This window comes from Bacillota bacterium, from assembly GCA_030019365.1.
Classification (GTDB): domain Bacteria; phylum Bacillota; class Sulfobacillia; order JACIYH01; family JACIYH01; genus JACIYH01.
The window spans coordinates 1-22,831 of sequence record JASEFA010000004.1; the positions used below are offsets into that span (position 1 = coordinate 1).

General features: G+C 62.3%; 18 protein-coding genes and 1 pseudogene. 17 read left to right on the plus strand and 2 right to left on the minus strand.

Features of this window, described 5'->3' with window-relative positions; all coding sequences use genetic code 11:
- From QME70_07870 to QME70_07890, 5 genes are all read left to right on the plus strand, one after another.
- The coding region (locus QME70_07870; GenBank protein MDI6894510.1) for a sugar ABC transporter substrate-binding protein at positions 1-975 on the plus strand (975 nt) is incomplete at its 5' end.
- A gap of 41 nt (positions 976-1,016) precedes the next feature.
- Positions 1,017-2,531: a sugar ABC transporter ATP-binding protein gene (locus QME70_07875; GenBank protein ID MDI6894511.1), complete on the plus strand. Its 1,515-nt coding sequence runs from the start codon at positions 1,017-1,019 to the stop codon at positions 2,529-2,531.
- Entirely contained in the window at positions 2,528-3,517 is a 990-nt protein-coding gene (locus tag QME70_07880) for an ABC transporter permease (GenBank protein MDI6894512.1), read from the plus strand. Before QME70_07875 ends, QME70_07880 begins: the two co-directional genes overlap by 4 nt.
- A 35-nt stretch (positions 3,518-3,552) precedes the next feature.
- The gene (locus tag QME70_07885; GenBank protein MDI6894513.1) at positions 3,553-4,455 is read left to right on the plus strand and encodes a glycyl-radical enzyme activating protein; all 903 of its coding nucleotides are present in this window, start codon (positions 3,553-3,555) and stop codon (positions 4,453-4,455) included.
- An 8-nt stretch (positions 4,456-4,463) separates the two neighbouring features.
- Positions 4,464-6,824 carry a glycyl radical protein gene (locus tag QME70_07890; protein ID MDI6894514.1) on the plus strand — a complete coding sequence of 787 codons (2,361 nt, stop codon included), beginning with the start codon at positions 4,464-4,466 and terminating at the stop codon, positions 6,822-6,824.
- Positions 6,825-7,226: 402 nt separating this feature from the next.
- On the opposite strand, the gene QME70_07895 is transcribed toward QME70_07890, so the two are convergent.
- The gene (locus QME70_07895; GenBank protein ID MDI6894515.1) at positions 7,227-7,601 is read right to left on the minus strand and encodes a CPBP family glutamic-type intramembrane protease; all 375 of its coding nucleotides are present in this window, start codon (positions 7,599-7,601) and stop codon (positions 7,227-7,229) included.
- Between the two features lie 755 nt (positions 7,602-8,356).
- Between QME70_07895 and QME70_07900 the strand changes: the two genes are divergently transcribed.
- The 7 genes and pseudogenes from QME70_07900 (at position 8,357) to QME70_07930 (ending at position 16,567) form a co-directional block, all read left to right on the plus strand.
- Positions 8,357-8,530: a hypothetical protein gene (locus tag QME70_07900; protein ID MDI6894516.1), complete on the plus strand. Its 174-nt coding sequence runs from the start codon at positions 8,357-8,359 to the stop codon at positions 8,528-8,530.
- Positions 8,531-8,984: 454 nt separating this feature from the next.
- Positions 8,985-9,386 (plus strand): tyrosine-type recombinase/integrase, encoded by a 402-nt coding sequence (locus QME70_07905; GenBank protein MDI6894517.1) that lies wholly within the window; start codon positions 8,985-8,987, stop codon positions 9,384-9,386.
- A 134-nt stretch (positions 9,387-9,520) separates the two neighbouring features.
- The gene (locus QME70_07910; GenBank protein MDI6894518.1) at positions 9,521-10,480 is read left to right on the plus strand and encodes a glycosidase; all 960 of its coding nucleotides are present in this window, start codon (positions 9,521-9,523) and stop codon (positions 10,478-10,480) included.
- A gap of 29 nt (positions 10,481-10,509) precedes the next feature.
- Entirely contained in the window at positions 10,510-12,819 is a 2,310-nt protein-coding gene (locus tag QME70_07915) for a glycosyltransferase family 4 protein (GenBank protein ID MDI6894519.1), read from the plus strand.
- A gap of 406 nt (positions 12,820-13,225) precedes the next feature.
- Positions 13,226-13,333 (plus strand): annotated as a pseudogene (locus QME70_07920) (integrase).
- Positions 13,334-13,651: 318 nt separating this feature from the next.
- Positions 13,652-13,939: a DUF2283 domain-containing protein gene (locus QME70_07925; protein ID MDI6894520.1), complete on the plus strand. Its 288-nt coding sequence runs from the start codon at positions 13,652-13,654 to the stop codon at positions 13,937-13,939.
- 510 nt (positions 13,940-14,449) lie between these two features.
- Positions 14,450-16,567: a copper amine oxidase N-terminal domain-containing protein gene (locus QME70_07930; GenBank protein MDI6894521.1), complete on the plus strand. Its 2,118-nt coding sequence runs from the start codon at positions 14,450-14,452 to the stop codon at positions 16,565-16,567.
- Positions 16,568-16,968: 401 nt separating this feature from the next.
- Here QME70_07930 and QME70_07935 read toward each other — a convergent pair whose 3' ends face one another.
- Complete coding sequence (locus QME70_07935; GenBank protein MDI6894522.1) at positions 16,969-17,262, minus strand: hypothetical protein; 294 nt, start codon at positions 17,260-17,262, stop codon at positions 16,969-16,971.
- A 415-nt stretch (positions 17,263-17,677) separates the two neighbouring features.
- Here QME70_07935 and QME70_07940 point away from each other — a divergent pair, with 415 nt between their 5' ends.
- The 5 genes from QME70_07940 (at position 17,678) to QME70_07960 (ending at position 22,770) form a co-directional block, all read left to right on the plus strand.
- Positions 17,678-17,866: a hypothetical protein gene (locus QME70_07940; protein ID MDI6894523.1), complete on the plus strand. Its 189-nt coding sequence runs from the start codon at positions 17,678-17,680 to the stop codon at positions 17,864-17,866.
- A gap of 293 nt (positions 17,867-18,159) precedes the next feature.
- On the plus strand, positions 18,160-19,353 hold the full coding sequence (locus tag QME70_07945; protein MDI6894524.1) for a hypothetical protein: 1,194 nt from the start codon (positions 18,160-18,162) through the stop codon (positions 19,351-19,353).
- Between the two features lie 45 nt (positions 19,354-19,398).
- Positions 19,399-19,632, plus strand: a complete 234-nt coding sequence (locus QME70_07950) for a hypothetical protein (protein MDI6894525.1) — start codon at positions 19,399-19,401, stop codon at positions 19,630-19,632.
- Between the two features lie 275 nt (positions 19,633-19,907).
- Entirely contained in the window at positions 19,908-21,278 is a 1,371-nt protein-coding gene (locus QME70_07955) for a hypothetical protein (GenBank protein ID MDI6894526.1), read from the plus strand.
- Between the two features lie 64 nt (positions 21,279-21,342).
- On the plus strand, positions 21,343-22,770 hold the full coding sequence (locus QME70_07960) for a PQQ-binding-like beta-propeller repeat protein (protein MDI6894527.1): 1,428 nt from the start codon (positions 21,343-21,345) through the stop codon (positions 22,768-22,770).
- The last annotated feature ends 61 nt before the right edge of the window (positions 22,771-22,831 follow it).

Below are 22,831 nucleotides of genomic sequence, written 5' to 3' on the forward strand. Positions count from 1 at the left end.
TGGGTTCTACTCTCGCCAGCGTTCCCACATGTGCCTCTCAACTGTCGAACTCGGGACCAGAAGCCCGTCCGTATCGCCATGTTCATCCTGGTGCGGGCCAACGCCTATGATCAGGCCCGCATCGACGGGGTGAACAGCAAGCTGAAGGAGTTCAACGCCGAGGTTGACTTTTTCTCGTGCGAGTTCAACACGCAAGAGCAGATCAACCAGATCCAGGACGCGATTACCGCGGGCAAGTACGACGCGTTCATCGTGCATCCTAACGACAGCAACGCGGTTGTGCCGGTGATCCAGGAGGCGCTGAAGAAGGGCATCGTCGTCATAGGGGCAGATGCGCCGATTGGCCCGGACACGCGGTCGCTGAAGCCGTATCCGCCTGGGGTCAAGTGTGTGGTAGGCCGGACCGGTTGGTCCACCGGCACCTGGCTGGGCAAGGCCGTGGTAAAGGCGTCCGAAGGTAAGAACCCCTGCAAGGTTGCCTACCTGATTGGGGCGCAGTCGCTCACCATTGACCAGGACCGCTACGAAGCTCTCAAGCAGGTCATCAAGGACTATCCCAACATCCAGATTGTTGCCTTCCAGGAGGCGCAGTACCGCCGGGATGTGGCCCGGGAGATCATGCAGAATGTCTTCCAGGCCCAACCGGACATCAACGTTGTGGTTTCCTCTGGCGATCAGATGACTCTGGGAGCGTATGACGCGGCCAAGGAAGCCGGCCTCGAGAAGAAGATCGCGTTCGTCGGTAACGGATGCAGCAAGGAGGGTTGGCAGGCCATAAAGGACGGGCAGCTGTCTGCCAGCTATGCCGACATTCCGTACACGCAGGGGCAGCTCCTGGTCGAGGTTGCCGCGAAAGCGGTACGCGGGGAGCCTGTGCCGGAATTCATCAATCTGGAAGACAGGCGACCTCCTCTTCCAGCGGAAGGTCCCATCATCACTCCCGAGAATCTGGACAAGTTTCAGCCGCAGTGGTAGGTACCAAGGTGACTTCTGCCGATGGGGATCCGTGACGCGACATGGGCAATCAGCCGATAGCGATCCTGCGGTCCATAAGTAAGCGATTTGACGGCGTCGAGGCACTCAGGGACGTTTCCCTTGCCATCGAGCGCGGGACAATCCACGCCCTGGTGGGCGAAAACGGGGCGGGCAAGTCGACGCTCGGGAAAATAATGGGCGGAGTGTATCGGCCTGACAGTGGTCAGATCCTGGTGGAGGGACGTCCCGTCGCTTATGGTTCACCGCGGGATGCGTTGGCGGACGGCATTGCCCTGATCTCGCAGGAGGTTGCGCTTGTCTCTCAGCGAACAGTGTTGGACAACGTTTTCCTGGGCATCGAGAGCATCCGGCGGGGGTTTGTGCAGAATGGTGAAATGCGTAAGCGGTACGAACAGTTGACAACTCACTCAGGGTTGTACATCCCTCCGGATGCTCTCGTGTCTTCCTTGCGCCTAGCTGAACAAAAGAAGGTGGAAATCCTTCGGGCTGTTGCGCGGGATGCCCGGCTGATTATCATGGATGAGCCCACGGCTGCTCTGTCCGCGGAGGAAACCCAGAGGCTGTTCTCCCTCATACGGAGGCTGAAGGCGATAGGCACCACCATTGTGTACGTGTCTCACTTCCTCGAAGAAGTACTCTCCCTCGCGGATACAGTGACCGTACTCCGCAACGGCCAGTGCATCAGGACCTCGCCGGTGAGCCAGGAGACACCGGAGAGCCTGGTTGAGTCAATGCTCGGCCGGTACGTCTCCCTCGGTTTTCCGGAGAAGATATACCCCGCGGCTAGAGCACCTGTTGCGCTGTCGGTAAATGGTTTGGACCGGAATGGGGCGTTCGCGGACATTTCTTTTGAGATCCGCGCGGGAGAGATCGTCGGGCTGGCTGGGCTGGTTGGCAGCGGCCGGTCGGAGGTGGCCCGAGCCATCTTCGGGGCGGATCGGCGGACCGCAGGAACGATCCGGGTTCGGGGGAAGGTTGTGAACCCACGCTCGCCCCGGGAAGCGATCGAGGCCGGTATTGCCTTGCTACCCGAAAGCCGGAAACTTCAAGGCCTCATCCTAAAGCTTCCGGTGGGGCACAATGTCTCGCTACCGTACCTTCGGCAAGTGGCGTGGGGGCCCTTTGTACGGTCGCATATTGAGCATCGACGGGTGGGGCAATTGCTCTCGGAACTGGATGTCAGGCCGGCAGATCCTCGGGTCGAAGCCAGATCACTGTCGGGTGGGAACCAGCAGAAGGTCCTCTTTGCAAAGTGGCTCTTCGGGCAGCCGTATGTATTGATAGCTGATGAGCCGACCGCGGGCGTGGACGTTGGTGCGAAGCGTGCAATATACCGACTAATCCATTCCCTCGGGCGCGAAGGGGTGGCCGTTTTGCTGATCTCCTCTGACCTGGCAGAGGTGCTTGGCCTCGCCCACCGGGTCCTCGCGATGCGTCGAGGCCGCATCGTTGGGGAGTTTTCAGGTTCCGAGCTAACGCAAGATGGGGTGATGCATGCGATCTTTGCCGCAGACCAGGGTGGTGCCGACGAATGACCAAAGCAGCGATGGATTGGGCGAGGGTGTGCGCAAGTAAGCGCGGGCTGTCAACGATCCGGACGATCCTGCGCAATTATGGCATTATCCTGGCGTTCGTCTCATTGTTCGTGGTTCTTTCTTTTTCAACTCCGGCGTTTCTAACTGTTAGGAACCTGCATAACATTGTGGACCAGTCAGCCGAGGTTGGTATTGTGGCTTGTGCGATGACTCTAGCAATCATTAGCGGCAACTTCGATCTTTCGGTAGGGGCCATCTTCGCCTTTGCGGGATGCTTAGCAGCGATGGTTGCCGCCAATGGGTACGTGGGGGCGGGGTTGATACTGGGCGTGCTGGCTGGTCTTCTGTTTGGGCTGATAAATGGCTCTATTATTGCGGGATTTCGTGCTCATTCGTTCATCGCTACCCTGGCTACGGGTTACATGATCCGGGGGTTGGCGATGATTCTGACGGGTGGCCGGCTGATCATAGTGGGCAGCCCGGCGTTCAAGACCCTCGGCCAAGGCAGTTTCATGGGTATCAAGTACCCCATCTTCGTGCTGCTTGTCTGGGTGGTGTTCACCTGGATGTTGCTTTCGAAGACCACGTTTGGACGGGCGGTTTATGCCATCGGCGGCAACGCTGAAGCCGCTCGCCTGTCCGGCATCCGGGTGGACCGGGTAAGGACTCTCATATTCGGGCTTAACGGCATCAGTGCTGCACTTGCAGGGCTCCTGACGGTGTCACGCATAAGCCAGGGTCAAGCGGATATCGGTTCGCTGGTGGATTTGCAGGCGATCTCGCGGGTGGTCATTGGTGGTACCAGCATCCTGGGGGGAGAAGGTGCTATCTGGCGCACCGTTTTCGGGGTCTTGTTAATGCGATTAATGGCCAACGGGTTCAATATCCTTAACGTTTCGCCGTTTTACCAGCGCGTGTTCGAAGGGGCAGTGATCCTCTTTGCCGTCGCCCTCGACACGCTGACCCGCTCCCGGCGTCAAAGCTAAGAGTGAAGACGCATGCAGCGGAGGTGGCCGCCCCGGTGGCGGGGGTAATCTTCGACATCATGAGGTATGCCATCCACGACGGGCCCGGAATTCGGACGGTGGTGTTTCTAAAGGGCTGTCCGATGAGTTGTTGGTGGTGCCATAACCCTGAAGGCCAGAGGCCTGGCCAGGAGATCATGTTGTGGGCGGGAAGGTGCATTGGTTGCGGCGAGTGCCTTAAGGTCTGCCGGCACGGAGCCATAATCAACCAGGGTGGTACCGTGCTGGCGGTTACCGAGAAGTGCACACTGTGTGGAGATTGCGTGACAGTTTGCCATGCCGGGGCGCGGACGATCGTGGGCAGGGAGGTCACTGCGGAGGAGGTCATGGCTGAGATCCGGAAGGACAGGGATTTCTACGAGGAATCGGGGGGCGGAGTAACCTTCTCAGGGGGTGAACCACTGGCACAGCCAGGTTTTCTAGAGCTTCTGCTGAAGAGGTGCAAAGAAGAAGAGTACCGCACGGCTGTCGAGACCACGGGGTTGGCCAAGCTGGAGGATCTTCTAAGGATAAGCGAGACGACCGACCTGTTCTTGTACGACCTGAAACTGATGGATGACAAAGAGCACAGGAAGTTCACGGGTACCTCCAACAGGGTGATACTCGACAACCTTAAGGCCTTATCACTCTATCACGAGAGCATCATAGTACGAGTTCCCATTATACCTGGGGTGACTGACAGCGAACATAACCTCCTCAGGCTGGGCGAGTTCCTGTCAGGCTTGAGGAGCGTGAGAGAGGTGCATTTGCTCCCGTATCACAGGCACGGCGCTGACAAGTACACGCGGCTGAGCAGGCGCTACAGTCTACCGGAAATGCGGCCGCCGGACGACGAAACGATGAACAGGATTGCGGAGAGGCTGAAGGCTGCTCACAAGAGGATCAAGATCGGGGGGTAGGCCTGATCATGAACGAGCGGGTTGCCATACTGAGGCGGCAGAGTCTGGATCTGAAGCCCTTCATAACCAGCGAGAGGGCCGAACTGGTGACGCGGTTTTATCGGGAGTATGGTGCAGCGGTTTCCGTTCCCGTCCGCCGGGCGCTGGCGTTCAGGTACCTAATGGAGAACAAGGCCATTTACATCGGGGAGGGAGAACTGATAGTAGGGGAGAGGGGTCCTGGCCCCAAGGCTACGCCTACGTATCCGGAACTCTGCTGCCACAGCCTGGAGGACCTCGAGATACTCAACTCCAGGGAGAAAGTACCCTTTGCGGTGAGTGCCGAAGTGAGGGGCGTGTACCGGGAGGAGATCATACCCTTCTGGAAGGGCAAGTCGATGCGGGACATGATATTCGCGGAGATGTCGGATGAGTGGAAGACCGCGTACGAGTGCGGCGTTTTCACCGAATTCATGGAGCAGAGGGCGCCTGGTCACACCGTCCTGGACGACAAGATCTACCGTAAGGGTTTCCTTGACTTCAAGAGAGATATCCAGGCCAGCCGCGACAGGCTGGACTACCTGAACGATCCCGAGGCGTATGTCAAGCGGGAAGAATTGAAGGCCATGGCGATATGTGCTGACGCGATCATCAGGTTCGCAGAGCGGCACGCCGAGAAAGCGAGGGAGTTGGCCGGAAAGGAAAGGGATCCCCACAGAAGGGAGGAACTGGAGCAGATCGCGGAGGTTTGCAGCCGCGTGCCTGCTTATCCCCCCAGGAGTTTCTGGGAGGCGTTGCAGGCGTACTGGTTCGTTCACCTGGGGGTTATCACCGAGCTGAACCCCTGGGATGCCTTCAACCCGGGGCGGCTCGACCAGCATCTTTATCCGTTCTACAAGAAGGGGCTTGAGGACGGCACGCTGACTGTGGAAAAGGCAAGGGAGTTGCTGCAGTGCTTCTGGATCAAGTTCAACAACCAACCTGCGCCACCCAAGGTCGGCGTAACTGCCGCGGAGAGCGCCACATACACGGATTTCGCCAACATCAACCTGGGTGGTCTCAAGCCCGATGGTTCCAACGGGGTTAACGAGCTCACGTATCTCCTTCTCGAAGTGATCGATGAGATGAGATTGGTACAGCCGAGCACGAACATCCAGCTGAGCAGGAAGAGCCCAGACCGGTTCCTCAAGGCAGCGTGCAGGGTGATCCGCAAGGGCTGGGGGCAGCCGTCGATATTCAACTGCGATGCGATCATCGAGGAACTTCTGCGCCAGGGCAAGTGCCTTGAGGATGCGCGGAACGGCGGTGCAAGTGGATGTGTCGAGACCGGTGCATTTGGGAAGGAAAGCTACATCCTCACCGGCTACTTCAATCTCGTGAAGATACTGGAGCTCGCTCTGCACAACGGTGTTGACTCGCGGACCGGGAAGCAGGCTGGTCCGAGGACAGGGGATGCCTGTCAATTCACGAGCTACGAGCAACTTTTCCACGCCTTCAGGGCCCAGCTCAGGTACTTCATAGACATCAAGATCAAAGGGAGCAACATCATTGAAAGGATGTTCGCTCACTACATGCCGGTGCCTTTCCTGTCCATTCTTATTGACGACTGCATCCAGAAGGGCAAAGACTACAACGATGGCGGGGCGCGTTACAACACCAACTACATCCAGGGGGTTGGTTTGGGAACGGCGACGGACAGCCTTTCCGCGATCAAGTATCACGTGTTCGACGAGAGAAACCTGACCATGAGCCAGTTGCTGGAGGTGCTGCAGGCGAACTTCTCGGGCGAGGAGAGAGTGCGACAGATGCTGCTTCACAGGACGCCCAGATACGGCAACGATGATGACTACGCCGATTCCGTCATGACTTCCATATTCAATGCGTTCTACGAAGCAGTGGATGGAAGGGGTAACACGAAGGGAGGGGTGTACCGAATAAACATGCTTCCGACCACGTGCCACGTGTACTTCGGTTCGGTCGTGGGAGCCACGCCGGACGGGAGAAAGGCCTGGCAACCGCTCTCCGAAGGCATTTCGCCCGTGCAGGGTGCCGACCGGCGCGGGCCCACGGCGGTCATCAAGTCTGCCGCCAAGATGGACCACGTGCGTACGGGTGGCACCCTGCTGAACCAGAAATTTACTCCCCAGATCGTCGAGGGTGATGAGGGAATTGACAGGCTGGCCAACTTGGTGCGGACCTATTTCCGGCTGGGCGGCCACCACATCCAGTTTAACGTGATTGGCGTGGAGACCCTGCGTGCTGCGCAGAAGGACCCGGAGAAGTACAGGCACCTCATCGTCCGTGTGGCGGGGTACAGCGATTACTTTTGCGACCTCAGCAAACCTCTCCAGGACGAGATCATAGCCCGGACGGAGCACAGCTCTTTTTGAGCCGAGGCGCTTTGGAAAATGGACTTGTCCTGGCATGCTGGGAGCAGGTGGTATGAGCTGAAGGAGACGAGGCTAGAGTGTTATCTTCTGCTGGTGGGGTACTGCTACTGGGTAGGGTTCTCCGGCCGGCGAAGCCGCTGGCGCAGCTAATTGCGGGCGAGTAGCCGGACATGCCTGTCTGTCCCCTACTGCTTTGCGCAGGGTGAGTTGATACTGGAGCCGGCGGTGGTGTGAAGTCCGCCGGTGGGGCGAGTACCCAGACCGGCTTTCGACAGTTTGTAGGAAGACATGAGGCGTAGATTGGCTTCGCTCAAAGGTTTCCGGGCTGGAAGTTTCTCCGCGTGTAACTACATTTGTCAGGTTTTCGGCTCCGCCAGGAGCACGAGCGGTGGTTCCTTCACGTTACCCGAGGCCTGGTGCACGAGCATCGGGGCCAGGAGGTTCCGGTCCGAAAGGTTGTATGGAGTCGATCACAAAGGACGCCGCCACCATCGAGACATAGCCGTGGAGCGATGGGTACACGTCGAAAGCTATGTTCATGGGCTGGTGCCAGAGCAACCAGTAGGAACCGACGACCAGGCTGGCCGGCTCCCGAGGGAGCCTTCTCTGGAGTTCGACCAGGGCAAATCCTCGCCATCCCGGCTCCTCAAGGAGCCGGCTCGTGAAAATCGCGGTCGCAAAGCGGATGGGGATGGTGATCACCAGCCACCATCCCAACTCGTCGGGGCCCGGCTTCAGGAGCTTGAGCGCCGTCTCATTCCCGTCAGCGAAGTTCATGAGGGTTCCGGCGCCGTGACAAGAGGGAACGCGAGGACGGAACCCGTGAGCCATCTGCTGCGGGCGTTCCTGATCCCGACCTGCCTGAACACATTCTCCAGTTTGAACTGGCCTTTGGAGAGTCTCTCGGTTACTGTTACGTACAGGGCCAGGAGGGGGCGAGGCAGCTCCCAGGGTCGAGAGGATTATGGTACGGAGCTGGTCGCCGCCATCATGAGAATCCAGGGCGCCCATGCCAGGGGGACGGTCAGGAGGAAGAGCAGTTTGTTTTTGAGCGGTCCCGGTGTGGTCACGAGAGTTGCCCCCCTTACCACTCGGCGAATGCACCCGGGGCTGTGTCGGCGGATGCACCGATCCGTTCCCCGCCGTGGGGGTGTGAAGGGCGGCGGCCAGATCCTCGGGACCGAGGCGGTGCTCGAAGAGGGCGAAGCGGTGTCGCCTGAGCAAGGCGGGTTTTCGCGGATGGCCCGCAAAAACGGCGAGCGGCACGCGCCCAGGAGGCCCACTTCGCAGAGGTTATCGCAGGAAACGGGCACGAAGGGGCAGGGCTCCACGCCGCCCTGGGAGTTGATGTGCAGGGAAGCACGCCCCGCCGCCGAGCAGCGGTTTCCCGGCCATACTCGTCGGGCAGGAGCTGCACCAGGACGATGGGCTCGCGCCGCCGGAGCTTCAGGACCGGCTGGCGGAATGCCTGCCGCCGAGCCTCGTCCAGCATCCAGTCCTCCCTCGGGTTCTCATCGCAGGGGACGTACTCGGTGAAGAAGCCGACCGAGCAACCGAGCAACATCATCCTGTCGACGAACTCGTCGCTCCGGAGGTGGGCGGTGTTGGCCGCTGTATCGGCCCGTCCGACGTTTGCAGCGGCGTCGTTTGGCGCGTCGTACTTCCAGCCTGTTGTCTCTGGCGCAATCCTTTCGGGAAGGAGGTGAAGCTCGTGGCGGTAGCTATCGCTGAGGACATCGACCGTGTTCTGGATGAATTCGCGGAAATGTGTCGGGCACGTGCGGCGATTCGCCGAGTGGTACGAGCAAAGCTCCGGACCTTTTGACCCGGCGGCGGTCACACCGCTTGACGTGGCTGAGCACAGGCGGTGGCTGCAAGGTCGCGGACACAAGGCCGCCACGGTGAATCTCGCCCGGGTAGCGCTGGCGAGGTTTTTCTCCTGGGCGGCTGGGGCTGGTTTGAGCTCTCTCAACCCCGCTGCCGGTGTGAAGAGGGTGCCCGAGCAGGTCCCGGGCCCCAGGTGGCTTGACCGCAGGGCGGTGGGCGCGCTGATGCGGGCGGTCATGGGGTACGGTACCGTGCGGGACCGGGTGTTGATCATGCTTTTGCTGCACACCGGCCTGCGCGTGAGCGCGGCCTGCGGGCTGCGGGTAGACGACCGTGGAGCTCAGGGAGCTGTCGCGCCGGGTGCGGGTAAGGCACGGCAAGGGCCGCAAGTACCGCGAGGTGCCGCTGAACGTGACCATCCGCAAGGTGCTCAAGGAGTACCTGGAGTCCGGCCATCCGGGTGGCGAGTGGCTGTTCCTGAACCGCTACGGGGAGCGGCTCAACGAGCGTTCCGCGGAGCGGGTGGTGCGGAAGTACGCCCGGCTCGCCGGCCTGGACCGGGTCACCGTGCATACGCTCAGGCACACGTTCTGCAAGATGCTGGTTGACGCTGGCGAGAGCCTGGACCGGGTGGCAGCGCTGGCGGGGCATGCGAGCCTGAACACGATGGCGCGGTATACGAGGCCGTCGTTCAGGGATCTTGAGAGGGCTGTCGGCCGGCTTGCCTGGGCATGATGTATCGACTGTGGGCAGCCGCCCCGTGCAGCGAACATCTGCGGGGCTGCCCCTGCTGCCAGCCCGGCAAGAGAGGAGGTGCCAGCCCGGCAGACGAAGTACTATTGAGAACCTTGATCGAGGAGGTTGCCGGGATGTCCGGCCCATGCCGGCTTGACTTTGACCCCACATCTTTGTTCCGAAGGTACGAGGGGAACCCCATTCTGACCCGGCACAACTGGCCCTACCCGGCAAATGCAGTCTTCAACCCCGGTGCCGTGGAATGTGGCAGTCAGACAGTCCTCCTGGCCCGGGTTGAAGATTTGAGGGGCTATTCCCACCTCACCGTTGCCAGGAGCCCGGACGGGAGGTCCGGCTGGGAGGTGTCCTCCCGGCCAACCCTCGAGCCGGATCCTTCCTATCAGGAAGAACGCTGGGGGATCGAGGACCCGCGGATAGTGTGGATGGACGAGCTGGAGGAATGTGCGGTGACCTGTGTGTCCTTCTCCAGGGGAGGCCCTGTGGTATCGCTATACACCACCAGGGACTTCGAGGAGTTCAGGCGATATGGGCCGCTTCTGCCGCCGGAGGACAAGGATGCTTCTCTCTTCCCAAGACGGGTTAACGGACGGTTCGTGCTGATACACCGGCCCATCATCAGGGGTGAAGCCCACATCTGGATAGCCTTTTCCCCGGACCTCAAGTACTGGGGGGACCACAGGGTCGTGATACCCGCCAGGCCGGGTTCCTGGGATGGCTCCAGGGTGGGCCTGGGTCCTCCCCCCATAGAGACGCGCCAGGGCTGGCTGGTGATGTACCACGGAGTGAGGGTGACGGCAGCAGGCAGCCTTTACCGGCTGGGCTTGGCCCTGCTGGATCTGGAGGAGCCCTGGAGGGTCCTCCGGAGGAGCGACGAGTGGGTATTCGGCCCCCGTTACAGTTACGAGCATGTGGGGGACGTGCCGGGTGTGACCTTCCCCACGGGGGCCATCGTTGACGAGACCACCAGGGAACTGAGGATATACTACGGGGCGGCCGACACCGCGATATGCCTGGCATCCGCCAATATAGACGAGGTGATGGAGTACATGAGGGGGTGTCCGTCCCCCGGGTAGACGGAGCGGCCAAGCGAGGAGGTAGAGCCATGACCAGAGCTCCCAGGGTGGCCATCGTGTCCACGTATCCTCCACGCCAGTGCGGTCTGGCCGTCTTCTCCCAGCACCTGTTCAACAGCCTTAGGGAGCTCGGGGGGGCCCGTGAGGTGGACGGCCAGCGCCTGCAGGTGGTAGCCATGGATCCCGGGCAGTACCACCGGGACTACGCTCCGGAGGTCCGCCTCCAGATCAGGGTACACCGTTGGACCGACTACCGCGAGGCCGCCGAGTTCCTGAACCTGTCTCCCGTGGATGTGGTTTCCCTCCAGCATGAGTATGGCATCTTCGGAGGGGAGGACGGAAACCTTGTCATCCACCTTCTGAAGGGCATGAAGAAGCCGGTGGTGACCACCCTCCACACGGTGTTAGAGCAGCCCACCCCGGGCCAGCGGGTCACGCTGAAAACCATCTGCGCCCTCTCCACTGCGGTGGTGGTGCAGGCCGGGAGGGCGGTCGACATGCTGGCAGACGTGTTCGATGTGCCCAGGGAGAAGATCGTCATGTTCCCCCACGGTGCCCCGGACGTACCCTTTCTGGATCCTGCCTTTTACAAGAAGTGCTGTGGAGCCGAAGGCCGCCGTGTCCTGCTCACCTTCGGGCTGATGAGTCCTAACAAGGGGATCGAGTACGCCATAGAGGCCGTGGCCCGCCTGGCTGAGGAGTTCCCCGACCTGCTCTACATCGTGCTGGGAGCCACTCACCCTGAGGTCAAAAAGCGCCACGGCGAGAGCTACCGCCTCTCCCTTGAGCTGCTGGTGAAGGAGAGGGGCCTCCAGAACAACGTGGTGTTCCATAATCGCTTTGTATCCGAAGAACAGCTCCTGGAGTTCCTGGTCTCCGCGGACATCTACCTCACCCCTTACCTGGGCAAGGAGCAGATCGTTTCGGGTACCCTGGCCTATGCGGTGGCCTGCGGTAAAGCGATTGTCTCCACCCCCTACTGGTACGCGGGGGAAATCCTGGCGGAGGGCCGGGGAGTCCTGGTCCCGTTCCGGGACCCCGCCGCCATGGCGGATGGCCTGAGGCCGCTCCTCTCAGACCATCTTCTGAGGGACAGGATGCGCAGCAAAGCCTACACCTTCGGCCGCAGAATGACCTGGCCGGTGGTGGCTGGATCATACATGGAGGCGTTCGTGGACGCCTTCCGGGCATACGGCCCTCAGGCGGCCGAGGCCCGTCGGTGGGCAAGAGCGACGTATCAGCCTACCCTTCCCGAAGTGAACCTGGGACACCTCAGGACCCTTACCGACGATGTGGGCCTCTTGCAGCACGCCTGCTACTCAACGCCCCATCGGTTCCATGGCTACTCCACGGATGACAACTCCCGGGCTCTCCTGGTGACCGGCATGAACTGGCAACTCATGGCCGATGAGAGTATCTGGCCGCTCCTCCGTACCTACACGGCCTTTGTGAACCACGCGGTGGATCCCGAGACGGGCAAGGTCAGGAACTTCATGTCGTATGACCGCAGGTGGCTGGAGGAGGCAGGTTCCGACGATTGCCACGGGCGGACCCTCTGGGCTCTGGGCCACTGCGTGAACCACATGCCCGTCGAGCCGCTGTTCAGGCTGGCGGCCAGGCTCTTCAACCGGGTTCGATCACCCGCGGCGGCCATGAGGTCACCCCGGGCCTCTGCCTACGTTGTATTGGGCTGCATCGAGTACCTCCGGCACTTTGCCGGCGACACCGAGGTCAGGACGCTGGCGATGAGCCAGGCCTCGTGGCTGGCCCACCTCCTGAGGGAGAACTCCACCGGGGACTGGACCTGGTTCGAGGACGCAGTGACATACGATAACGGGCGTCTTCCGCAAGCGTTGATCGTGGCGGGCTCACACCTGAAGGACGATGGCTTGCTAAGGGACGGGCTCAGGGCGCTGGACTGGCTTATCAACCTTCAGACAGACCCGGAGGACGGTCACATCTCGCTGGTGGGAACGGACGGATGGTGCCGCAGGGGACAGGAGCGCGCCCGGTTCGACCAGCAACCCGTTGAGATACCCGCCCTGATGGATGCGTGCTACGAAGCCCTCAGGGCGAGCGGGGAGAAGCGCTGGCTGGCTTCTATGGAGAACTGTTTCTCGTGGTTTCTGGGAAGGAACGACGTCCACAGTGCCCTGTGCGATCTCAGCACGGGCGGTTGCTTCGACGGCATCCACCACATGGGCGTCAACCAGAACCAGGGAGGGGAATCTGCCCTCTCGTGGCTGATGTCTCTTCACCGGATGCACCTTGTCCACAACGAGCAGACGCTGAAGGCCACGCCCGGTAAGGACGATGAGGTTGCGGCTACCACTCGCTGAACTTGATGCCCTATGGTTCGGGAATAGAAATCTCAAGTTGCAGCCTCGTCCCGTCCCACCGGGGAATTCGCCGCGCAATTCGGACCCGGCTCGAGTCCCTTTTGGGGGCAGTCCGGTCGCGGGCGTTGTCCGGACTGTCTTTCGGGTTTTATCACTAACTACGGGGACTGTGTGATGCCGGATCGGGCCGCGACCGGGTGCCAGTGGCTGTTCCCGGCACCCGCTCCGTGACATGAGGCTTTAGGCGCAATTTCTGGAGACACCGATGGTATCAAGCTTGTGAGAGCCCAAACTGAACATCGGCCTTGAAATGATGCGGGTTTGCAAGGACATTCTTCATTAGGGACCCCGCGTCGGTGGCGGAATTGGGATTTCATACGTGAAGATCCTGCACACCGGCCTGCGGGTGGACGACGTGGAGCTGCGGGAGCGTTCTGGTCGGGTGCGGGTGAGGCATGGGAAGGGTGGTAAGTACCGTGAGGTACCGCTGAACGTGACGGTACGGAAGGTCCTCTTCCTTGCTGTTAACAGGAGAAGCCGGGAACGCGATTTGTGAGGGCCCGAAGTGGGGAGTCGTCCGGTCATCCACAGAATCTACACAATCCGCAGGGTCAGGGGACGATGGTAGATGACGGGGTGCGGGGTGGTTCCCCGCGGTCCGTTGGTGGTATTGCTACGGCGTAGGCAGGGGGCGCGGGCGTGGGCTCGCTTGCTGCCACGCGACAATCCGCTCGGCTGGGTCGGTCGTGCTCTGTCGTGATGAGGAGGCGGCTTGCCCGTCTGGCGGATGTCGCTGCTCGGCCTCAGCAGCTTGACATAGGAGGAGCCTTGTGTGGCCGCTGCAGCAGAAGTGGTTTCGCTGGCCAAGGTCTTGGCCCGTGCAGCCACGCGTTTGGTGCGGGGAAATGAGGCTTTGGTGGCGAGGTACGACCGGGAGGCCGACGTGCTTTATGTGAGCGTCGGTGCGCAGGAGGAAGCCGGCGATGCGGAATTGACCGACGAAGACATTGTGCTCAGGCGGCGGGCGGGGAAGCTGGTCGGGTTTTCCCAGTCGTTTCGGGCTGGAGCCGGAGAAGTAGTCTCCTCCCGCCCCCAAGGGGCGGGAGGAGACTGCCTGTGACAATTCGTGCCCCGTTGTCCTTCTGTTTGCCATAAAGAATGCTTCTTAGCCGACGCTTCTCGGACTTGCCCCATGAAGTTGTCGGTCCTGCGGCATATCCGCGTGGAAAAACGTGAGCCGTTACCGGTATCCGAGTCTACCGTAACGTATACAGCGGGGCGGCGGGACCTAGACGTCAAGGTCGTGCGCCGGAAGGATGTAGGGTTTCTGCCCGCGAAGGAAAAAGGTGCCAGGTCGCTGGGCTTAATCGTGCGCAGCCGGCATACTGTTAAGGCGGTCCGTTTTTCAGGGCTCACTGGCGTCCCCGTCGGCCGAAGCTTTGGGTGGTGCGCTATTATCGTCATGAATCATCCGGAGAACGGTGCCCGGGCGATCAGCCTGGTGTGACGGAGGTGGGGAGGAGTGAGCCGGAAGAGTTCAATTGTGCGGTGGCTGCTGATTGGGGGCCTGGCGTGCTGGGCAGGCCTTTTTTCTGCGTTGGCTGGCCCGCAGCGGGTTCTGGCTGGCGCCGTGCCGACGCAGGCAATGGAAATCAGGTTCACCATCGGGGAGAGGCGGTATTTCGTTAACAGTGGAGAGCGGCTCATGGATGCCTCGCCGTTCGTCAAAGAAGACCGGACCTATGTGCCGGTTAGATATCTGGCTGAGCCTATGGGTGCTCTGGTGGAATGGGAGGGTACCCTGCAGCGTGTCACTCTTACGTTTCCTGGCAAGAGGGTGGAGCTTTTCATAGGCAGGCCCGTCGTGGTGGTGAATGGCGAAGAAAAGCCCATCCCGGTGGCCCCCCTGCTGAAGGAGGGCCGAACCTACCTGCCGGCAAGGTTTGTGGCCGAGGCGTTCGGGTACAAGGTGGATTGGGAACCCCGTACGCACACCGTTGTCATCTCAAGGGCGGACTGGGCCAACCCATACAGCCTCTGGGTTTTCGATCAACCACCGCTCGAGTACCTGAAGGAGGTGGGCGCCACTGGTACGGCCTGGTCGGTGTTCTTTTGGGGCCGCAATCCTGAAGATGAAGCTTACGTCCGGCAGCTCCATGGGGCTGGTTACCGCGTGCTCTCCAACCTCCCCAGTGACCAAGGCCCACAGTGGCTCAGCGAGGAAGGCTGGAAGGGACTTGACCCAGCGCTCATCGAGGCGGGAGCCTGCCGGAGAAACGATGGTTCTATCGTCTATTTCGACCTCGGCAGCGACAGAATAAGGTCTGCCTACATGGATCATAACAGCCCCGCCTGGCAAAACTACCTCGAGACCATGGTCAGGGAGCACATCGAGGGCGGCGCCGATGGCATCCTGATCGACGGGCTGCAGGGGCCGGCGGTAAGCGTTTTCTACGGGGGCAATTTCTCCCGGGATACCATGGCCGGTTTCAGAGATCATCTGGCCCGGAAATTCTCTCCGGACGTCCTCATGGCCAAATTCGGCATTGGCGACATCAACGACTTCGATTACGGGCGTTACCTAGCTGCCAAAGGGATCAAGTCCGCCTATGACGACCCCAACCCCGAGCTTCTCCAGGAGTATCTCCGTTTCATGTACGCCAGCCGCATCTCGTATCTCCAAAGACTGGTGGGGCAGGCCAAAGAGCAGGCAGGACCCAACCTGATGATCGCGGGCAACGCCTACCAGTTCGGCCCGAGCTACCAACCCATCCTGCCCCTCCTCGACCTCGTCGTCTCCGAGCTGCCCATGGGGACTTTACCGGAGGGAAAGCAGGCCGGCTTGTATCTTCTGGCCAAGTCCATCATCGGTCCCAAGCCTATGGTCGGGTTCCCGGATATTTACACCCTGGCAACCCTCTCCCCTCAAGACTACGGCCTGTGGCGTCACTGGCTGGCGGAAGCCCTCTCCTGCGGGGGGACCTTTATGGTGCCTCACAACGCCTTCACCATGGGCGGGGGCAGTTTCACCTTGCCGGCCGGAGAAATCGCCCCGTACACGCGTTTCTTGCGGGCGCACCCGGAGGTGTACACGGCGGAGGCCAAGAGTTTGGCCAGGGTGGCCGTGCTCTACGATCTGGGCTCGACCCTGTTTGACTGGAATGCCTGGCAAAGCTACCTGGACTTGACAAAGGCGATGCAGGAGCAGCACGTCCCTTACGATGTGTTATTCCTCGGCGATGGTGAGTTGGCTGCTGGGGGGGTGTCGGGGGAGGATCTGCAGCGGTATTCGGCCGTGGTGGTTCCTCCACTGCACAAGTGCCTTGCTGCCGGAGAAAGCCTCCCGGCTTATGCGTCTTCCGGTGGAAAGATCCTGCGGGTACAGCCCGGCACCATCGGCCAGGTCGGCCTGCTCTTGCGGCAGATGGGGGTTAACCCCGGGCTGGAGACCGATGCCCGGCCGTCCCTTGGCGTGTTCCCCTATGTTACACCCTGGGGCGGGGTTGTCCATCTCGTCAACTATGCCTACGACTATGCGCGACACGATTTTCAGCCCCAAACCAACATCACGCTGAAGGTGATGGTGCCTGCTGGTGCGGATGTTTCGGGGATGACCCTGAAGCTGATGACCCCCGACGGGAAAGATGGACCAACGGAGACAGTCCTGCCCTGGAAGCTCGAGGGTGGCACGATTGCCTTCACGGTGCCGGAGGTGCGCTGTTACGCGGTAGTGGCGCTTGGAAGGTAGCTGCGCGGCGCAGGTTAGGGTGTCCGTGCCGGGCAAAATTGTTGCCAGCTATGTGGGGGCTCAAGGCACCTTGTACGGCACTTCCAGGCGTTCGGTGACGGGAAGAGGGGGTCTGCGAACCGTATTAACGGCGGTGGCTAGCGTTGGTAACAACGGGCTGCCGTCCAGCGCAGTTACCATGGCTTCTTCTATTTGCAGAGCCCTCGACTGCGCCGCGAACACGCAGCCCAGCGGCACGGGTTCCGTGAAAACAATGTGAGGAGGGCGCGGCAATGGAACTAGCTTGGGTTCCAGTTGGTGCACCTTCATGCTCTCACTCTCCTTCCGCCGCCGGGAGGGCAAAGTGCTGCTGGCCGTGCAGGAATACCCCCACCACGCGGCTGCCATCCCGCTGCCTGATGTCAATGGGCCGTCCGTCCATCCGGTTGCCGAGGATGTTCTTCGCCCTGCGGTACCTGGGGTCGCCGTAGGCCAGAGCACGCTCGCAGGCCTGCGTCCGGGCGGTTGTGCAGGTCGGCGAAGTCCGTCTGCGTCTTGCCCGGGGGGACGCGCGGATGGGTCTTGACGATCTCCTCGCCCTTGAAAAAGAACTGCACCATGTTCTCCTTGATGCAGACCTGCAGTTGGGAACCGATCAGGCGCGAGGGGACCGAGTAGAAGGCCTTGGCCACGTGGCAGTGGGCATCCGGCGCCACCTTTGCAGGCCTGCCAGTGCTCGAAGATTTCCACGATTTCGCGCACAGTGAACTCCCCCGTGCCACCTCGGGCGCCTCCTGTCTGGGTGGGCTCCAAGGTGGCCAGGCTTTCAGCTGTGCGCCACATGTCCTCCGAGGTAGGTGAATTGTTTGACGTGGGGGTGGGTGAATTAATTGGCGTTTTCGGGGGTCAGGTGCGTGAATTACGTGACGCCCAACACCAATGCGTGTGCTACCGGTCGGGTTGGCTGTTGCGCACGGAGGAGGCACTTTCTACTCAGTGTGCGGGGGAGCATGCAACGGAGGCCTTCGGCCTGACGTCTTCTGTGCAGGTAGGTGCTGGTTGCGGTTGTCGGCGTACTCGGGTTGGGTGGGGGGCCGACAGGAACCAGTAGTGTTCGAGGGGGTAGGCCGCTTGGGTATCGACGTGGTGCTGGTGCATCCCGACTACACAGTAGTGGAGAGTTTGGTCCGGCCCGGGAAGTACCACGTAGAGGAAGGAGGGTGGTACGCGGAGGGCCTTGCCCGGCTGCGGCACCTCCTGCAGGTGCGCCTGCCCCGCCTCTACCGGCTACTCCGGGCCTTAAAGTGCAGCGTAGGCTGATCCCGGGTGTTCGGAGAGGGGGCGGCGATGCTCGGAAAAGGGGCCTGCCCGGTGGCCTGGAGTACCGGGTCAGGGTGCTCCAGGTGAAGGAGCGGGAGGGATAACCGGTGGGGATGGTGGCATTGCAGGGTCGTCACGAGAGATGGCGTAAAGCCGTGGTGCTCGGCGCGTTGGCCGTCCTGGGGGTATTGGCTGCCTCAGCAGCATCCCGTTTTCTGGCCCCTGCACTTCCGTATCCAATATGTGCGATGATAGCGGAGCAGCCAGGATACCCGCAGTACCGGATCAGCGGCTTGAACCAGGCAGAGATCGTGTTCGAATGGCTGGACCGGTCCGGGGGGTCACAGTTCCTCGCCGTGTTCACCCGCCAGCCGCGGTCCACCGTGGGGCCGATTTCGCCCTTGTCCCTCGGCGGGCTGGACCTGGCCCGCACCTACGGACGCGTAATATGCAGCTCCTTGCGTCCCGACGCCGGGGAGTTCTTGAACTCGCACCGGTTGCCCGGGCCCGCGGTCTATCGGCCCACGGACAAGTACGTCTCCCTTGGAGAAGTGCTCTCGCAGATGAAAAGGGAGCGATGGCAGGTGTCGCCGGCCGAAGGCTGGCGCCTGTACCGGAGAGATTCCAGCTCTGGCGGCCCGGCTGCGCCGTACGGCCGGAACGGTTCTCCGGCGCCGGAGGTGGTGGCCCGGAAGCTAGATGGTACCGAGGTGTTCTCCTGGCGCTGGAACGGCAGCTACTACCAGAGGCGGATTCACGGTGAGAGGGTAGGCGTGCAGGCAGTGGCCGTCCTCTTTGCGGACGAGGAGAGCGGACCCTTCGACTCCGGGAACTTCCCGGAAGGGGTTTTCGCGGGGGATCTGTCCAGGGCACTGCTCTACGTAGATGGCCGTGAGATCCCGGTAACCTGGTCGCGCAAGTTCTCCCAGCCGCTCTCCCTGGAGGAAGCCTCCCGTCCTGTGGCCGTTCCCCTTCCGCCGGGCCGGGTCTGGTTCCACATCGTGCGGCCGTATGCGGACTACACCGTGGAGCTGCACTGCCTACCCCCGGGATTCCGAGGCACCAGGGACTGTCCAGCCTGGCGGATCACGCGGGTCTGGGAGCTTGGTAACGGGCGGCGGCTCCTTGAGGAGAAAGAGTCCCCGGACAGTGTGGTTTACTGGTTGTGGGATCCAGCCGGACCCGCCCTCGAGGCGATAGTTGGGAACGACGACAACGCGCGCCTCCGGCGCGTGGAGGATAGCCGACTAGTGTTCTCCGCCAGGGGCGGGGGTGAGAGCGGGGCCCTCGAGTTCCCGTACGAAATCATCTACGACCTGGAGACCGGGAAGCGACACGAGCGTTCCCTGTACCTCCCCGTTTATCAGGAGGTAGTATTCGGAAAGCACGCATGGCCTCAGGTCCTCACCCGTGTGGTTTTCGAGGGCGATGGTGTTTCGTTCGAATTCCGGCCCAAGCCGGGTACGGTTCTGGCCGGCTTCCACTGACTCCCCGGCACGTCCAGCACTTACGACGATGAGCAGAAGGAGCTCGTGCTTACCTTCCGGGACGTGGCGTCCGGGCAGGGGGTCAAGCCGGGCCTTCCTCTTCGTCCCGCCGGGGGTTTGCTGCTGGAACATGTGGTGCTCAGGCCCATCGGAGACGACCTGGAGGCCAGGATAAAGGTGAAGCAGCAAGTGACCTGGAACGCAGAGATCCAATTGCTAGACGGTGACGGGTATGACAGCACGGTGCGATGCCGGCTGTCGTTTCGACCGGCTCACTAGCGTGTCCGATGTCTTCTGGGCCTGACGGGGGCGGGCGGCGAAGGGAGGAATGCTGTGTGCTCCGGGTTGCGCTGGTAGTGGCGATGGTTGCCTGCGTTGCGACGGTCTGCTCGTCGTGCCTTAGTGGGTGCGGGCCCGGTCCGGCTACCGGCCGGGAGCCGCCAGGAGGCAGCGAGCTAGGCGGGGGTGGGGCGCCTGGGCCTGGGCAGGCGCCGGGAGCGGGAGGGGGAGGCGGAGTTCCCGCGCGTGAGTGGACGCCCGGGGAGTCAGGCGTCGTGGAGGTGCGCACGGAGGCGAACGTGGCCACGGCCGGACCGTTCCGGCAACTGCTTGGTCTGAAGTGGGTGAACGAGCGCGAGTTCCTGGCGCTGGCGCGGCACCAGGGGGGCGAGTCCATCCTCCGGTTTTCATCCCAGTCCGGAGGTGCCTGGGAGGGCCGCGCGGTCCTGACCCTCAAGGAGGGTGTCACGCCGGAGCGTTTTTACATGTGGGCGCCCCTGGCAGGAGGCAAGTCGATCGTATTCACTTCGCTGCAGGACAGCGTGATGGGGCCTCTGTGGCGGTACGACACGGAACCCTCCGGTGCGGATGGGCGCGGGTTGTACAAGGTGGCCGAGCGGGCAAATGCGGTGTTCCGGATGTCGCCGGACGGCACAAGGGCTGTCCTTTACGACAACGATGGCGCCAGCGTGATGGATTTCCGCTCCGGGCAAAGGCTCAGGTTCCCCGAAGTTCCCGCCTACGAGTTCCCCTTCGTGGGGATCGGATCCAGCTGGTCCCCTGACAGTATTCACTACCTGTACCAGGTGGTCGAGGGCCAGGTGCAGCGGTGGTTCGGGGTGGTGAGGACGGATACGGGTGAGGCTGTGCGCAGGGTGGTCCCGGAGAAAGGGTGCGCGTTCGGGGCTGCCTGGTCGCCGGACGGGTCACGGGTGGCCTTCCTGGCCCTGGACGGCAAGGCTGATGCCTTTCTCGGTCCCGAGGATGAGCTGATTCCGCCTATCGCCCACAGGGTGGGAATCCTGGAGGTGAAGTCCGGCCGGGTGGAATACGTCAGCGTACCGGGGAAGCTGGTGTACGGCTTTCCGCTTTGGTCGCGTGGGGGTGACGCTTTGGCGTTCGGGGCGGGTACCGTGGAGGGTAACAGGAAGGGCGGTTTCAGTGTATCCTGCGAGGTGTATGTAGCCGAGGAGAGGGACGATAAGTGGATCGTCACCCGCGTTACCGGACCGGCCCAGGGGAACGGTGTGAAGCGTCCCCTGTCATGGGCTCCCGATGGTCGAGCCCTGGCGTTCTCCGCTCCTTGTCCTGATGATGAGTGCCTATTCTGGGTGGGTGTGACAAGGAAGACTGGTGGTGCCTGGTGCGCCCCGGTCATGCTCGGCGACGTCGACGAGGGGGTAGTCTGGCTTGGCAGTGACGCCCTTGCGGGGCGGGTTGTACTACCCGCCAGGGAGGCCCGTGCGGGTGAGATCCGGGTGTTTTCCCTCGATGGTGGGGTGGTCTCGGTCCTGGAGGCAGCGGGTGTCTTGCGTGCCGAGCTGGCCCTCTCGCCGGATGGCAGCTACCTGGCCTATACTGTAGAGACCCATGCTCCGGATGGGTCGGCGAGCGCGACATCGCTTAGGATACGGCGTACCAGATAGCAGAAGGTTTGCCATTCCCCTCTGGGCGGGGCACGGGTGCTGGTTCCCGGATCTGTGTTGCTTCGTGCTTTTCCTGGTAGCGGGCCTCGCGCTGGCGCTGGTTCTTTCCCCGCTCGGTGCCCGCCGGCTGGGAAGCCTGCAAGACCGTCGGGTGGGCTGCATTCTTGCCCTTTTCCTGGCCACGTTCTCCCTTGGCGTGGGCGTCGCGCTCGCACGTGCGTATCAAGCGCGGCCACCTGCCCCCGCCGGTCCGCGGCCGGAGGTCCTCTGGTCCCGGACGCCGTGGGAGGGGCTGTGGGCGTACCTGGCACCCCGTCCCTGGGCTCATGCCGGCTTCGCCCCGGCGGACCCGGCCGTGGATGGCGATGTGGTGGTATTCCTGGGCACGCCGGGGCAAGCGGACATCCTGGATTCCCGCGATGGAACGAGGATCTGGTCCGCCGCGGTGGAGCCTCCCCTGCGCCCGTTGCGGTCCGACACGGCCAGGAACATGTGGACGAGGCCCGTGGTTTCCGGCCGTCACGCCCTCCTGCGGCCGCAGGTAGGCACCCCGTTGCTGATCCTCGACTCGGGCTCCAGGAGGGTCCACCGGGTCGACCTCGGTGAGCCCGCGGTAGAGGTTCTCCCGGCCGAGGGCGGGGGGTTCTTCGTGCTCACCCCGGATCGGCTTTGTCTGCTGGATGGGAGAGGCGCGGTGGTATGGTCATACAGGCCGCAGGGGCCCGGTGCTCCCGAGGAGGAGATGGCAAGATTCTCGGTGAACGAGTTTTCGCCGCCCGGGCTTCAACGCCGTCTTGTGAGCACGCCCGCCGGGCTGGTGGGCATGAGTTCTGACTGGCTGTGCCTGTGCGACCCGCAAACAGGGGAAGCGAGGTGGCTCAAGTTCCCGAGGGGACGGTTCGCCGGCATGCAGGTTTCTCCTTCCGGGGACGTCGTTTACGTTGCCGAGGCCGGCTCGCAGGGACGGCGGATCATCGCGTATGACTCAAACGGTGCCCCGATGTGGTTCCGGGAGCTCCCTGCGGAGTGTTATGGCATGGTGTGGTCGGCAGCCCCGGACGGCCTCCTGGTCTGGGTGACGTTGCCGGGAGCAGGCGCCGCCGAGTACATAGGGCGGGACGGTCGGACCAGGTACCGGCTTCCCGTTCCGGAACGGGATCCCGTGACCGTACGGTACCTCGGGGGTGTGTTCCTCGTAGCGAGCCACAACGGGGTGAGTGCCTACCGGGCAGCCGATGGGCACCACCTGTGGACTATCACGGAGCCGCCGGGTTCCCGCTTGCCGGGGGGCTACCTCTACTACCTCGACTGGGCGGTGGTCGGGGCGGACCTCGTCATCCCACGCGCGGCGGGGCTCAGTGCGCACGACCTCCTGACCGGCTCCCTCAGGTGGGTGTACACGCCGCCGGGGGGTTTCTTTGGTATGGCAGCCGCGTCCGACGCGGTGTACGTCACCTCTGGCAGAGGGCTGTTCGCCTTGCGCTGCCGGTGAGGAAGGGCCTCTGGCAGTCTGCTCGGGGGAGGCCCGCGGTCCGGCGGCGAAGGGTGCCACC